This window comes from Agrobacterium sp. MA01 (assembly GCF_009650195.1).
Classification (GTDB): Bacteria; Pseudomonadota; Alphaproteobacteria; order Rhizobiales; family Rhizobiaceae; genus Allorhizobium.
Map to the genome: position 1 here is coordinate 3,931,090 of NZ_CP045854.1, position 13,686 is coordinate 3,944,775.

Genomic DNA, 13,686 nt, shown 5'->3' on the forward strand with positions numbered 1-13,686 from the left:
ACCCCGCCGCCCGCAGTATTACCGCGATTTAAGATTGTGGCCCTTGTCGTGGACGGGGGAACCTCTCATATTGAAAGCACGCATGCTGGGCTTCGCAGCGGCGCGGGAGCCATCCGGGCTCTGCTGTCCAATATCGAAGCTTTGAGAGAGGAAAACATGTCCGAACTTCGCAACTATCAGAGCCGTCAGGGTCAGACCCAGTCGGCCACGATGATCGACGAAGGTCTGCGCGCCTATATGCTGAAGGTCTACAACCTGATGGCATTGGGCCTCGCCATCACCGGTATCGCAGCCTTTGCAACCTTTCAGTTGGCGGTTTCCGGCGGCGAACTCACGGCTTTCGGCCAGGCGATCTTCCTGAGCCCGCTGAAGTGGGTGGTCATCCTGGCACCGGTCGCCATGGTCTTCTTCCTGAGCTTCAGGATCCACAAGATGAGCGTTGCAGCCGCGCAGACGACCTTCTGGGTCTATGCCGCAATGATGGGCCTGTCGCTGTCGTCGATCTTCCTGATCTACACGGGCGCAAGCATCGTGCAGACCTTCTTCGTCACGGCCGCCTCGTTCGGCGCCCTGTCGCTCTATGGTTACACCACCAAGCGTGACCTGTCGGCGATGGGCTCGTTCCTGATGATGGGTCTCTTCGGCCTGATCATCGCCTCGCTGGTCAACCTGTTCATGGCCTCCTCGGCCCTCGACTTCGCGATCTCAGTGATCGGCGTACTGATCTTTGCCGGTCTTACCGCCTATGACACGCAGTCGATCAAGGAGTCCTATCACGAGAGCAATTCGAGCGAGATGGCTGGCCGCAACGCCATCATGGGCGCTCTGCGTCTCTACCTCGACTTCATCAACCTCTTCCTGTTCCTCCTGCGTTTCCTTGGAAACCGGAACTGACGGTTAAAGGCAGGCTCTGGGAAACCCCGCTTCGGCGGGGTTTTTCTTTGCCTGGCAATCGACTTCGGCCGACGGCAGGCACAAAAAAACCTCCGGATTTCGCCGGAGGTTTTTTCATGACCAAAAGTCGAAGCGGTTTACGCCGCTTCTTCCTGTGTATCGTCTTCTTCGATCGTCTTGCCGCGCTTGGGACCCTTGGCAAGGTTGACCTCGACAAGGCGAACGGCCTCCGTCTCGGACATCTTGTTCACGGCAGCGATTTCACGTGCCATGCGATCGAGAGCAGCTTCATAGAGCTGACGCTCGGAGTAGGACTGCTCCGGCTGGTTCTCGGCACGATAGAGGTCGCGAACGACTTCAGCGATGGAGATCAGGTCACCGGAATTGATCTTGGCATCATATTCCTGAGCGCGACGCGACCACATGGTACGCTTCACGCGAGCCTTGCCCTGAACCACCTTCAGCGCGCGATCGACAAAATCTGTCTCGGACAGCTTGCGCATTCCGATGCTCACGGCCTTGGCAACCGGAACCTTCAGACGCATCTTGTCCTTTTCGAAATCGATGACAAAAAGCTCGAGCTTCATGCCGGCGACTTCTTGCTCTTCGATGGTGGTGATGGTACCCACGCCATGGGCCGGGTATACGATCGACTCGCCGGTCTTGAAGCCGTGGCGTGCCGAGGAAGTCTTCTTCTGCTGGGTCGTCATTCTATTCAAATACTCCCTGTTTTGCTCCCGGCGTGATGCCGGCGCCGGGTCGGTCAGGCCCGGATGAGACGACAAGGTTGCGAGACTTGTCATCCTGATCCAGTCCGCGACACAATCAAACGCCACCCTCGTCGCGACTGAGACACGACACAAAAGTGTCGCCGATGTCACGTATATCGCGCGGTAGTGAGTTTGCTTTCGTGATGGTTCAGGGCATAGCTATGCCGCAAAGTGGAACAGTTCCGAGACGCTATCACAAAAAGACGAGGAAATCAATATTTTAGTGCAGTGCGCCACAATCATGGCGCACGCAACGGCGAATCCGCAGCCAAGTGATGGAATTTTGGGCAGGCTTCCATCTCACGACGCCGCGCCGAAAGGCCTCAGTCGCCGGAGCCCGGCTTGTCCGAGAAGAACTGCTCGAACTTGCCATCGACGCCGTCCATTTCCTTGGCTTCCGGCATCGGTTCCTTCTTGACCGTGATGTTCGGCCAGATCTTTGCGTATTCCGCATTGATCTTCAGCCATTTGTCCAGCCCCGGCTCCGTGTCGGGCTTGATCGCCTCAGCAGGACATTCCGGCTCGCACACGCCGCAATCGATGCACTCGTCCGGGTGAATGACGAGGAAGTTTTCGCCCTCATAGAAGCAATCGACAGGGCAGACCTCGACACAATCGGTGTATTTGCAGCGAATGCAGTTATCGGTGACGATATATGTCATGCGGCACTCCAGGATGGCGTTCTCGAACGGCAGGAGAAAGACGAACGTGGGTGGTTCCGTCGGGAAAACGACCCCGTTTGGAACGGCCCGCGCCCTACCGGAAATTTCTGTCGGACGGCAAGTGAGCTAATGCGGAATCCCTGCCAAGGCAAGGATAAACACCCTCAATTCGGGCGCCTTTGTAGAAATTTTCTAATCAGCAGACCAATCCGGCTCGCCGCGCAGATCATCCAGCGCCCGGCGCTCCTTCTTGGTTGGTCGCCCCGCGCCTGGAGCTCGAACGCCCGGCTCGGATGGACTGAAGGGCTTCTTCTCGGGCGGCGGCGTGAGATCCTCATAGAGGAGCCTCGCTTCCTGGTAGGGACCACGCCTCTCACCCGGCAACTTCACGACCAGCACCAGGTCACGCTCGGGCATGGCGATATCAAGACGGTCGCCGACCTTGAGCTGATGACTGGGTTGACGAACCTTCTGCCCGTTGACGCTGACATGGCCCGCAGCCACCCGCTCTTGCGCGAGGCTGCGTGACTTTGCTACACGGGCGAAGAACAGCCACTTGTCGATGCGCTGGCGCGAACCGCTTGGTGGCTGCTTGTCGTCCATTACTTCTTCAGCTGTTCCTTTAGAGCCGCGAGTTTGGCGAAGGGCGAATCCGGATCGAGCGGCTTCTCCTTGCGCGGTGGCTTCGCCTCGAAGCGTGCTGGCTGCGACTTGTTGTTGTCGCGCTCCGGCCGCGGACCACGGTCCTTGCGGTCGCCACGATCCTGGCGGTCGCCCTTGCCGGCAAACTTGCCGCGATTGTCGTCACGACGCTCGCCACGATTGTCCGAGCGCCGATCGTCACGACGACCTTCGCCACGCTTCTCGCCACCAGCCTCGCCGCCTTCACGCGGCGCCTGGTTGCGCTGACCCTGCGGACGACGATCGCCGCCGGGGCGGCCCGTCCCACGCTGGTTGTCGCTGCGGCCACCTGGACGCCAGAGGAGTACCGGCTTCGGCTCGGTGGCTTCAGCAGGCTGCTCCGCCGAGGCGACATCTTCCGCTGCTGCTGCGGGCTGCTCTTCGGCAACGGCCGCAGGGGCTTCGCCTTCGCTTGCCGTTTCACCAGCCTGATCGGCATCGTCGACGCTGTCGTCTTCGCTCTTTTCGGCAGCTGCGGCCTCCGTGGGGGCCGAGCCATTATGCGCCGCAAGGAACGCGGCCGCTTCTTCGGCAGAAACGCTATCCGCACGGTAGCCGAGACCCTTCAGGATCTCTTCCATATCATCAGGGGTCGCACCGAGGATCGACAGCATGGCAGTCGTCGTGGTGAAGCGACGACCATCATATGCACCGTCCGGACGCGCCGGCGAACCCGGCTTCCACTGCAGGAGCGGACGAATGAGATCGGCGAGACGCTCGAGGATGTCGATACGGACTGCACGCTTGCCGAGGAACCGGAAGCCGGCGAGCTTGTAGAACATGCGCTCATAGCTCGGATCGGTGACGACGGAGGTGCGGCCGGCAGCCAATACCGGGATCAGATCGCCGTAACCCGGCTTGTCCAGACCGTCATGTTTCAGCGCCCAAAGGAGCGTGATAAGTTCTGCCGGCGCCGGCTTGAGAAGGGCCGGCATGAAGATGTGGTAGGCACCGAAGCGCACACCATAACGGCGCATCGATGCGCGGCCATCCTGATCTAGGGTCTTGACGTCATCTGCGACATCACGGCGGAACAGAACGCCCAGGTTTTCGACCAGCTGGAAGGCCAGACCCTTGGCAAGGCCCTGCAGGTCTTCGGCGCGCGACAGATCGTCGAGCGGCTTCAGGACCGTCGAGATATGATGATTGACGAAACGTTCGATGCGGGCGGCAACGTGATCCCGGGCCATGCCGGTCAGCTGTTCATCGGCCAGCAGTATGACACGGGGATGCAGGATGTGGTCCGTCCCGATCAGACGCGCAACCGGATCGCCCAGCCAGCGAACGAGACCGTCCGAGCCGATGGCAAGATCATTATTGCCGGAAGCGTGCAGGCGCGCGGCGCGCGCCTCGAATTCCAGCGCCAGCGCCTTGTAGGCGGCCGCCTGAACGGCCTTCGCGTCCGGGCCCTCCATGCCGGAGATCGGCGTGAACCGGAACCCCGCAAGTTGTCCCATGGCATGGCCTTCCACGAAGACATCGCCGTTCACACTGATTTCAGCTTCCAACATCGCATTCTCTCTCAAGCGCTTCATGAGCACAGATGTCCTGCGATCAACAAAGCGTTTCGTCAACCGTTCATGTAACGCATCGGACAATCGGTCTTCGATTTCCCGCGTCTTTTCTTGCCAGTGTGTCGGATCGGCAAGCCAGCCGGGCCGGTTCGACACATAAGTCCACGTTCTGATCTGCGCGATCCGCGCCGACAGCGTATCGATTTCGCCGTCGGTGCGATCGGCTCGGCGCACCTGCTCGGCGAGAAAGTCCTCGTTGACGGTGCCCCGCCTGACCAAATCAAAATACAGACTCTGAATCAGATCAGCATGCTGTGCAGGCGTAATGCGCCGATAGTCGGGCAGCGCGCAGGCTTCCCAGAGTTTTTCCACCCGCTCGGGTCGATTGGTGATGTCGGCGATCTCGGGATAGCGCGAAAGATACTCCAGCGCCTGCTGATCCGTCGCCGGCAGCGCGCGCGTCAATCCTTCGACACGCGGCACCGCATCGAGGCTTCTCTGCAGGCCAGCAATCGACGAGAAATCGAATTTTTCAGTCCGCCATTGCAAAACTTTGACGGAATCGAATTGATGCGTTTGCAGCCGTTCGACCAGCTCTTCATCGAAGGGAGCCACCCGTCCGGTCACACCGAACGTGCCATCCTTGATGTGACGCCCGGCACGACCCGCGATCTGGCCAAGCTCGCCCGGATTGAGGTTGCGAAACTGATAGCCGTCGAACTTTCGATCCTGCGCAAAGGCGACATGGTCGACGTCGAGGTTGAGACCCATGCCGATGGCATCGGTCGCCACCAGGTATTCGACATCGCCTTCCTGGTAGAGACCGACCTGGGCATTGCGCGTCCGTGGGCTGAGCGCACCCAACACGACAGCCGCCCCGCCCCTCTGGCGGCGGATCAGCTCGGCAATCGCATAAACTTCTTCCGCGGAAAACGCGACGATGGCTGTCCGCTGCGGCAGACGTGTGATCTTCTTCTGGCCTGCATAGAAAAGCTGCGACAGGCGGGGTCGTTCGACGATGGTGATCCCGGGCAAGAGCTGAATGAGGATCGACTTCATCGTCGCCGAACCGAGAAGCAGGGTTTCCTCGCGCCCCCTCAGATGCAGCAGACGATCGGTGAAGATATGCCCGCGCTCCAGATCGCCCGCGAGCTGAATCTCGTCGATGGCAACGAAGGCCGCCTTGGTTTCGCGCGGCATCGCCTCGACCGTGCAAACGGAGAAGCGCGCTTTCGGCGGGCTGATTTTCTCCTCACCGGTCACGAGTGCAACGTTTTGTGCACCGACACGCTCGACCACGCGCGTGTAGACCTCACGGGCAAGCAATCTCAGCGGCAGACCAATGATGCCCGACCCGTGCGCGACCATGCGTTCGATGGCAAAATGGGTCTTGCCGGTATTGGTTGGCCCCAGCACAGCACTGACGCCGCGGCCACTCAGGATCATGGGTTGCGTATTCAAAGACCGCTCCGCTAGTCGGGACCGCGCTTTTCCGCACACCGGCACCCTCGGCCAACACATGGCGACGAAGGAGGGTAAAGGCAAGGCGCTTGATGCATTCATCCCAGAATTCGGCAGAAAGCTGAGTCCGATCAGAGCCTTGCACACCCGGAACAGGCTGGGAACGAATCAGCGACGAATCGATGACTCCGGCAGATTCAGGCTTTGTTCTTGAGCCGCAATCAGGAGCGCAGCGGGATTACGTTAACGCTGGACCTCAAGGAGCTGCACCGAGAGACGACGACACGGAGATGGAACAATTGCGAACAGCTTCACGTTGCGCCGCCGAGGTGAAACCTGATGACACTGTCCCCGCCGCCTGCCGAATGGATTGGAGCTAACGACCTGCCGCAGGACTTTGTCCTGATTCACGGCATGGTCATGGCCCCGTCATTCTGGCGCACCTATTCCCCAGACGTCGTGCGAAGGGCGCGCAGTGCCGCTTACGCCCTGCCAGGACATCATCCCTGGAAACTAACGGAGCCAGGCCAGGCGATCACGCCCGAAGCCGTCGCTTCCGCCTACGCCGAAGCGATCCAGCGAGACTTCGGCGGCAGGCCGGTGACGCTGATCGGCCATTCGACCGGCGGCTTCGTGTCTCTCCTGATCGCCCGGCATTACCCGGAACTCGTGAAGTCCATCGTTCTGATCGGCGCCTTTGCCTGCGGTCGTTTCGAAGGCCAGGAACGACTTCCAGCCAAGTTGTTGCGAGTACCACGCATTGGCCCTCTCCTGTTTCGCCAGTTCTTCCGGCGCTGGATCTCCACCAGCGAGCAATTCCGCTGGGGATCGATAGAATGCGTCTTCGACAAAGGTTGTCCCTGGCAAAACGAACGCGCCGTGGCGGCTATGGAAGAAGTGCGGCTGCAGTTGCAGCAAGCCCGGCCCGAGGACATCGCAGCCTGCATTCGCTTCATGTCGGCAACAAGCCTGATCAGCGATCTATCCGAGATCCGGCGGCCGGTGCTCAATATCGTCGGAGCCGAGGACGCCATCGTTCCTTCGGCGCATCAGTTGCGGGTATCGAAGCTCTTGCCCCAGGTGCAGACGGTTCTTCTGAGAAATTGCGGTCATCTGCCGATGGTCGAGCACCAGACCCTGACGGCAGGGGTCATCAGCGCTTTCGTCGATGGCATGGCCACGATCGAGGAGAAGCGGCCGCGCCACATGACCTCGCAAGCCGGGAAGCCCGCAGCTGATCTGTTCCGTCTGATGGGTCTGCGTCTTCGCCGAACGGAACAAACCGTCTCGGCTCGCGTTCAGACGGCACAACAAACTGTTTTTCATCCAGGCTCAGGAGAGGGTCCAAATGAGTACCATCCTTATCGTCATTCTAATTCTGCTTCTTGTCGGCGCTCTGCCAAGCTGGGGCTATAGCCGCGGCTGGGGCTACGGTCCGTCGGGGGGACTGGGGCTCGTACTGCTCATCCTCATCATCCTGATGTTGATGGGTCGCATTTGACCTGAACTGAACTCCAACTCGACGAGAAAAGGTATAGGACGATGAAAAAGACCCTTCTGGCACTCGCATTGATCGCACCTCTCGCCGGCTGCACGGCGACCGAACGTGGTGCCGGCATCGGCGCAGCTTCCGGCGCCGTCATCGGTGGTGTGGCGACCGGCAATGTTCGTGGCGCAGCCATCGGAGCAGGCGTAGGTGGCGTTGCTGGCGCCCTTATCGGCAATTCGCAGGAACGCCGCGGCTACTGCGTCTACCGCAACCGCTACGGCGAGACCTACGAAGCACGCTGCCGCTAACAGGCATATTGCACAAAAGCCGCCGATCCCCAGGGTTCGGCGGCTTTTTCGTGCCCTGCATTAACCGGTCGACCAAAGCCGGAACGAATCGACGACGAATCGCGGACTCATTGGTCTTCCCGGTTTGTTCACTGCTATATATGGTGGAATAACAATCAGTTAACCATATGCAGCGGTGGATATTAAGAATTTCGCACGCAGCTGATGAGTTCAATCATTAACAGGAAGTCCGAGCCTTCCGCGCAAGGCGCGATACTGTACCGCATTAGTATCGGACATCGCTTCTTTCCGGTCCGAGGGCAGATCCTCGTAGTCGATCGGCTCAGCGAACTGGACTGACGTGAAGTCGAAGCGGCGACCGGCAATCAGGTTGTAGAAGTGCGGCCCCTGCTGAAGGGGCGTCTTTAAGATCTGGCCGCCAAACAGGTCCTGAACAACAAGGCTGGTGACACCACACTGGCCCCTTGCCGGATTGTCCGATGACCAAAGGCTGGAGGTCTCACGCGACCAAGCTTTTGTCAGGCGCTCGGCAAATTGCGCGATATCGACGGCCGATTGGATCATGGCGCTTCCCAGGAACGAACAAGGCCGGCGCAAGGCCGGCCTTGAAGTCGAAACCTCATCGTAATTCAGACGAAAAACTGCCCACCATTCGCGGAAATCGTCGATCCGGTGATGAAGCCTGCATCGTCGGAGGCAAGGAACACGACACAACGGGCGATTTCTTCGGGCTCGCCGAGACGACCGACCGGGATCTGTGGAATGATCCGCTCGTTCAGCACCTTTTCCGGGATGGCGCGCACCATCTCAGTCCCGATATAGCCCGGGCAGATGGCATTGACGGTGATGCCCTTGGCGGCTCCTTCCTGGGCGAGCGCCTTGGTGAAACCGAGATCGCCGGCCTTCGCCGCGGAATAGTTGGCCTGCCCCATCTGGCCCTTCTGGCCATTGATCGAGGAGATGTTGATGACGCGACCGAAGCTGCGGTCACGCATGCCGGTCCAGACCGGGTGGGTCATGTTGAAGAGACCGGTGAGGTTGGTGTTGATCACCTCGCCCCACTGCTCGGGCGTCATCTTGTGGAACATCGCGTCGCGGGTGATGCCGGCATTGTTGACGAGCACCTCCACCGGACCGAGTGCAGCCTCAACCGCAGCGATACCGTCGACGCAGGCCTGGTAATTGGAGACATCCCATTTAAACACGGGAATGCCGGTCTCGGCTTCGAAGGCCTTGGCCTTCTCTTCATTGCCGGCGAAGTTCGCCGCGACCTTGTAGCCTGCATTCTTCAAGGCGACCGAAATCGCAGCACCAATGCCGCGCGTGCCACCGGTTACCAAAGCCACTCTGCTCATGCTGTCCTCCCCGTTCTTCTTCTATGGGTTCCCATCTGGATCACCGTCGCGTTCCCGTCGCAACGGCATGACTTGCCCATCCCGGCCAAGAGCCGGGATGGAAATTCGTCGGGTCAAGGGCGAACGGCCGCCATTCGAAGAGGCCGGATCAGAATGCCTCGAGGCACATGGCAACACCCATGCCACCGCCGATGCACAGCGTGGCGAGGCCCTTCTTGGCGCCGCGACGCTTCATCTCGAACAGCAGCGTGTTGAGAATGCGGGCGCCGGACGCGCCGACCGGATGGCCGATCGCGATCGCGCCACCATTGACGTTCACGATCGAGGTATCCCAGCCGAGATCTTTGTTCACGGCGCAGGCCTGTGCGGCAAAGGCTTCGTTGGCTTCAACGAGGTCGAGATCGGAAATCTTCCAGCCGGCCTTCTCAAGCGCCTTGCGCGACGCCGGGATTGGGCCAGTGCCCATGATCTTCGGATCGACACCTGCGGTTGCCCAAGAGACGACACGGGCGAGCGGCGCGATACCACGACGCGAAGCCTCGGCCTCGGTCATCAGCAGGGCGACCGCCGCACCATCATTGATACCGGATGCGTTGCCGGCGGTGACCGTGCCTTCCTTGTCGAAGGCGGGTTTCAGCTTCTGCATGCTTTCGAGCGTCGCACCGATGCGGATGTACTCATCCTGATCGACAGTGACGTCGCCCTTGCGGCCGGGCACGATGACAGGAACGATTTCGTCCTTGAAACGGCCGGCAACCTGGGCGGCCTCCGCCTTGTTCTGCGAAGCGACCGCAAAGGCGTCCTGTTCGTCACGGGTCAGCTGCCACTGCCGGGCAACATTTTCCGCGGTCGTGCCCATGTGATATCCGTAGAAGGCATCGGTAAGGCCGTCCTTGATCATGGTGTCGACCATCTTCAGGTCGCCCATTTTTGTGCCGTTGCGCAGGTGCGCGCAGTGCGGCGCCATCGACATCGATTCCTGCCCGCCGGCAATGATGATCCTCGCGTCGCCTGTCGCGATCTGCTGCATGCCGATGGCGACGGCACGCAAGCCGGAACCGCAGAGCTGATTGAGACCCCAGGCTGTCGCCTCCTGCGGAATACCGGCCTTCATCGCTGCCTGGCGAGCCGGGTTCTGCCCCTGCCCTGCGGTAAGGATCTGCCCGAGAATGACTTCGTCGACTTCACCCGCCTCCACGCCGGCGCGCTCCAGCACGGCCTTGATGGCGATGGCGCCGAGATCATGCGCTGCGACGGATGACAACGCCCCGTTGAAAGATCCGACCGGGGTTCTGGCAGCGCTCGCGATAACGATGGACGGGGTGCTCATGGAGGTCTCCTCGGGTTTTGTGATTGAGGAGAAACTGACAAAGACTGCCGCCGGTGTCAAACAAGATAAGCCCGACATTCTCGTTCTTTGGTTGCGCTTTCTTGTCTTTCGTCAAATGCCGATCCTGCATCGCACAAAGAGATTGTCACCGGACTGAATTTGCGCTTACACTTGACTTCGGGAAGAGCAAAAACAATCGAAAAACGACGGGTTAGGAGACAGAAATGGCCAAAGCCGATGGCGAAATCGTTATCAAGAAGTACGCCAATCGACGCCTCTACAATACCGGGACCAGCACCTACGTCACCCTTGAGGACCTCGCCAAGATGGTCAAGAAGGGCGAGGATTTCGTTGTGCAGGATGCCAAGTCCGGTGACGACATCACGCATTCCGTCCTGACCCAGATCATCTTCGAACAGGAATCCAAGACCGGCAATACCTTGCTGCCGATCTCCTTCCTGCGCCAGCTCATCAGCTACTATGGCGATCAGATGCAGATGGTCGTCCCGAGCTTCCTCGAGCATTCGATGAAAGCCTTCACCGAACAGCAGACCCAGATGCGCGAGCAGATGACCAAGGCCTTCGGTGACCATCCACTGTCCAAGAACCTGCAGATGCCGATCCAGCTGATGGAGGAGCAGGTCAAACGCAACACCGATATGTTCCAGCAGGCCATGCAGATGTTCTCGCCTTTCCTCGGTGGCCAGCAGCCAGCCAAGGAAACCAAGAAGGCGGAAGCCAAGGATATCGACGAGTTGAAGGAGCAGTTGCGCTCCCTGCAGAACAAACTCGACAATCTTTGAAGAGCGAGGCCCCGGAAGGGGCCTTTTTCATATTGGGGATCAGAGCCCGATCGAGACGTCCCGTCCGGCGGCCCGATTGGAGATCGTGAAGCCTGCAACGACATCGATGAAGGCGATGACCATCAGGCTGAAGAACAGCTGCGTTGCTGCGTCGCGCACGAGCAGGAATTCGACGAGAAAGCCGATAAAGACCACCATGGAAAACATGTGGTTCATCAGCGACCCCCGGGTACTCAGCGTCGCTTTCAACACCTCGAAAAACAGGGCGATCAGCGCCGACAGGATGACAAGATCGCCGAGCGTCATCGTCCAGACGGCACCCGACAGCATCGGCACGGTCATGATCACTGTCGAGAAGGCGGCAATCCCGCTTCCGAGCATCACGGCGTTGTAGAAGATGAAGGGAACGATCATCAGCGGCACGGCAATCAGCATGCGGAATCCTTCCTTGCACTGCGATCCCGTCCGGCTCCGCGGCGGGCGCGGCGCAATTTAACTATGCCAAATGACAAATGAAAAGGCCGGCGCAAGCGCCGGCCCTTCAAACTAGTCAGTCAAAGCGCAGGAATTATGCGCTTTCCTTCGGCGTCAGAACCTGACGGCCGCGATACATACCGGTCTTCAGATCGATATGGTGCGGGCGGCGCAGTTCGCCGGAGTTCTTGTCTTCGACATAAGTCGATGCCTTCAGCGCGTCAGCAGAGCGGCGCATACCGCGCTTGGACGGGCTTGTTTTTCTTTTTGGTACAGCCATTTTCGTTACTCCACGTGACGGGCAAGACGGGTTTATTCGGCCTCGATGAGACCGGACAGAACACGTCTCGAACTCGGAATTTGGCGGGCTTATACATGCCCGAAGTCGGTTTGACCAGACCCCGGGCCACTTTTTTCGAATCTAACCGAGGCCCGCTCAGGCCTCGTCTTCGGGCACGATCCAGGGTTCAGCAAGTGCCGCCGTCTCCCAGCTACGCCAGGCCGGATGCGCTCGCATGGCATCCATATAGGCGGCCGTCTCTGCATCTCCTACCAGATCGTAGGCTGCAAAGCGATTCACGACAGGCGCGAACATGGCATCCGCCGCGGAAAAGGCGCCGAACAGGAAGGGCCCGCCCGACCGTTTCCGCATCTCCCGCCAGATCGCCTCGATGCGGGCGACATCGGCCGCCACCCCCTCGGGCAACGGGATCGCCCTCACGGGCCGCCGCAGGTTCATCGGGCAAGCGCTGCGCAAGGCTCGGAACCCGGATAGCATTTCCATCGAGATGGATCGCGCGAGCGACCGGCTCTCGCGATCCGCAGGCCAGAGCCCGGCATCGGGATAGAGCTCGGCGACATATTCGATGATGGCGAGCGATTCCCAGACCCGGACAGAGCCGTGATGCAGCACAGGCACCTTGCCCGTCGGCGAAAGCTCACGGAACTGAGGATGCGTGGCACCCGGCCCGAAGGGGATCAGTTCTTCGCGAAACGGTATGCCGGCGGCCGTCATCGCGATCCAGGGCCGAAACGACCAGGAGGAGTAGTTCTTGTTGGCGATGTAGAGGATCAGGTCGTCCATGGCGCGCTCCGCGTTGTCGAGAACCGATCCTAGACGCGAGGGAGTGGTTCCGACCAACGAAAGCTTCTGATCTCAGCCATAAAGACAGGTGATGTAATCACCCGAGGCGCGCGCACGACGATCGACGACCCCGGCCAGACGCCTCAGACCCGGCCCCGGCTTGCTCGCGACACGATCGATCGGATTGGGGAGGGAGACGGCGAGAAGGGCCGCCTGCTGGCGACTGAGCTTCGCGGCCGACGTCTTGAAGTGATGCTGCGCAGCCGCTTCGATGCCGTAGATACCCGGACCCCATTCGGCGACATTGAGATAAATCTCCATCGTCCGCTCCTTCGGCCAGGCAGCATCCAGCGCCAGCGCCAGGGGCAGTTCGAGGCCTTTGCGAATGAAAGAGCGACCGTTCCACAGGAACAGGTTCTTCGCTGTCTGCATCGGGATCGTGCTGGCGCCGCGCGTCGCCTCACCCGCCATTGCGTCGTCGATCACGGACTGCAGCTGGGTCCAGTCCACCCCGCCGTGATTGCAGTACTGGCCGTCCTCCGACATCATGACGGCCCGCACGACATTCGGCGAGATATCCTCGAACTCCACCCAGCGACGATCGTAGCCTTGCAAGGTGGCGAGATCCGCCAGCATCAGCGTCGAGACCGGCCGGACAAACTCCAGACGATAGAGCAGAATGAGAAGGTAAGGCGCGGCGAGGAAGATGAAGAGTGCAATGAGCACGGCCCGGACGATCCGGGGCCGACGCCGCCGCTTCTTCTCGGGCGCAAACTTCTCGTCTTGCTCCAATGCCTCGACTTCCAGTGTCAATGAAGTGGGGTCCGTGATCGATGATGGCCCCTCATAGCCGCCCTCTTG

Annotated in this window: 16 protein-coding genes; 5 read left to right on the plus strand and 11 right to left on the minus strand. The window is 60.1% G+C overall.

The features are described from left to right. The first annotated feature begins 156 nt into the window (after nt 1–156). On the plus strand, nt 157–894 hold the full coding sequence (locus tag GH983_RS18820; protein ID WP_054150348.1) for a Bax inhibitor-1/YccA family protein: 738 nt from the start codon (nt 157–159) through the stop codon (nt 892–894). 137 nt (nt 895–1,031) lie between these two features. On the opposite strand, the gene GH983_RS18825 is transcribed toward GH983_RS18820, so the two are convergent. The 4 genes from GH983_RS18825 to GH983_RS18840 form a co-directional block, all read right to left on the minus strand. Beyond that, the gene (locus GH983_RS18825) at nt 1,032–1,604 is read right to left on the minus strand and encodes a CarD family transcriptional regulator (RefSeq protein ID WP_054150347.1); all 573 of its coding nucleotides are present in this window, start codon (nt 1,602–1,604) and stop codon (nt 1,032–1,034) included. A 383-nt stretch (nt 1,605–1,987) separates the two neighbouring features. Further along, nucleotides 1,988–2,326, minus strand: coding sequence for a ferredoxin FdxA (fdxA, locus tag GH983_RS18830; protein ID WP_054150346.1), 339 nt, complete (start codon nt 2,324–2,326; stop codon nt 1,988–1,990). 192 nt (nt 2,327–2,518) lie between these two features. Next, a complete protein-coding gene (locus GH983_RS18835) occupies nt 2,519–2,929 on the minus strand; it encodes an RNA-binding S4 domain-containing protein (RefSeq protein ID WP_054150345.1) in 411 nt (136 codons plus the stop codon). After that, on the minus strand, nt 2,929–5,967 hold the full coding sequence (locus GH983_RS18840) for a helicase-related protein (RefSeq protein ID WP_153763644.1): 3,039 nt from the start codon (nt 5,965–5,967) through the stop codon (nt 2,929–2,931). The genes GH983_RS18835 and GH983_RS18840 overlap by 1 nt, the downstream gene beginning before the upstream one ends. A 354-nt stretch (nt 5,968–6,321) precedes the next feature. Between GH983_RS18840 and GH983_RS18845 the strand changes: the two genes are divergently transcribed. Genes GH983_RS18845 through GH983_RS18855 form a run of 3 tightly spaced genes read left to right on the plus strand, consistent with a single transcriptional unit; the run spans nt 6,322 to nt 7,779 of the window. Next, nucleotides 6,322–7,398: an alpha/beta fold hydrolase gene (locus GH983_RS18845; protein WP_153763224.1), complete on the plus strand. Its 1,077-nt coding sequence runs from the start codon at nt 6,322–6,324 to the stop codon at nt 7,396–7,398. Continuing rightward, a complete protein-coding gene (locus GH983_RS18850) occupies nt 7,331–7,483 on the plus strand; it encodes a DUF3309 family protein (RefSeq protein ID WP_076396891.1) in 153 nt (50 codons plus the stop codon). The genes GH983_RS18845 and GH983_RS18850 overlap by 68 nt, the downstream gene beginning before the upstream one ends. 41 nt (nt 7,484–7,524) lie before the next feature. Further along, nucleotides 7,525–7,779, plus strand: coding sequence for a glycine zipper domain-containing protein (locus GH983_RS18855; RefSeq protein ID WP_054150342.1), 255 nt, complete (start codon nt 7,525–7,527; stop codon nt 7,777–7,779). Between the two features lie 210 nt (nt 7,780–7,989). Here the strand turns inward: GH983_RS18855 and GH983_RS18860 are convergent, their stop codons facing one another. From GH983_RS18860 to GH983_RS18870, 3 genes are all read right to left on the minus strand, one after another. Then, nucleotides 7,990–8,343: a hypothetical protein gene (locus tag GH983_RS18860; protein WP_194842752.1), complete on the minus strand. Its 354-nt coding sequence runs from the start codon at nt 8,341–8,343 to the stop codon at nt 7,990–7,992. Nucleotides 8,344–8,408: 65 nt separating this feature from the next. Next, complete coding sequence (locus GH983_RS18865) at nt 8,409–9,134, minus strand: beta-ketoacyl-ACP reductase (protein ID WP_054150340.1); 726 nt, start codon at nt 9,132–9,134, stop codon at nt 8,409–8,411. A 148-nt stretch (nt 9,135–9,282) separates the two neighbouring features. Beyond that, nucleotides 9,283–10,464, minus strand: a complete 1,182-nt coding sequence (locus GH983_RS18870) for an acetyl-CoA C-acetyltransferase (RefSeq protein ID WP_054150339.1) — start codon at nt 10,462–10,464, stop codon at nt 9,283–9,285. 224 nt (nt 10,465–10,688) lie between these two features. On the opposite strand from GH983_RS18870, the gene phaR reads away from it, so the two are divergent. After that, nucleotides 10,689–11,267 carry a polyhydroxyalkanoate synthesis repressor PhaR gene (phaR, locus tag GH983_RS18875; RefSeq protein ID WP_054150338.1) on the plus strand — a complete coding sequence of 193 codons (579 nt, stop codon included), beginning with the start codon at nt 10,689–10,691 and terminating at the stop codon, nt 11,265–11,267. A 39-nt stretch (nt 11,268–11,306) separates the two neighbouring features. Here phaR and GH983_RS18880 read toward each other — a convergent pair whose 3' ends face one another. The 4 genes from GH983_RS18880 to mtgA all read right to left on the minus strand — a co-directional run bounded on the left by GH983_RS18880 (nt 11,307) and on the right by mtgA (nt 13,563). After that, nucleotides 11,307–11,702, minus strand: a complete 396-nt coding sequence (locus GH983_RS18880; protein ID WP_054150337.1) for a hypothetical protein — start codon at nt 11,700–11,702, stop codon at nt 11,307–11,309. 133 nt (nt 11,703–11,835) lie between these two features. After that, nucleotides 11,836–12,021 carry a 50S ribosomal protein L32 gene (rpmF, locus tag GH983_RS18885; RefSeq protein ID WP_006724402.1) on the minus strand — a complete coding sequence of 62 codons (186 nt, stop codon included), beginning with the start codon at nt 12,019–12,021 and terminating at the stop codon, nt 11,836–11,838. Nucleotides 12,022–12,177: 156 nt separating this feature from the next. Next, on the minus strand, nt 12,178–12,825 hold the full coding sequence (locus GH983_RS18890) for a glutathione S-transferase family protein (RefSeq protein ID WP_069042848.1): 648 nt from the start codon (nt 12,823–12,825) through the stop codon (nt 12,178–12,180). Nucleotides 12,826–12,897: 72 nt separating this feature from the next. Further along, nucleotides 12,898–13,563 carry a monofunctional biosynthetic peptidoglycan transglycosylase gene (mtgA, locus tag GH983_RS18895; protein ID WP_236759381.1) on the minus strand — a complete coding sequence of 222 codons (666 nt, stop codon included), beginning with the start codon at nt 13,561–13,563 and terminating at the stop codon, nt 12,898–12,900. Nucleotides 13,564–13,686: the final 123 nt, after the last annotated feature.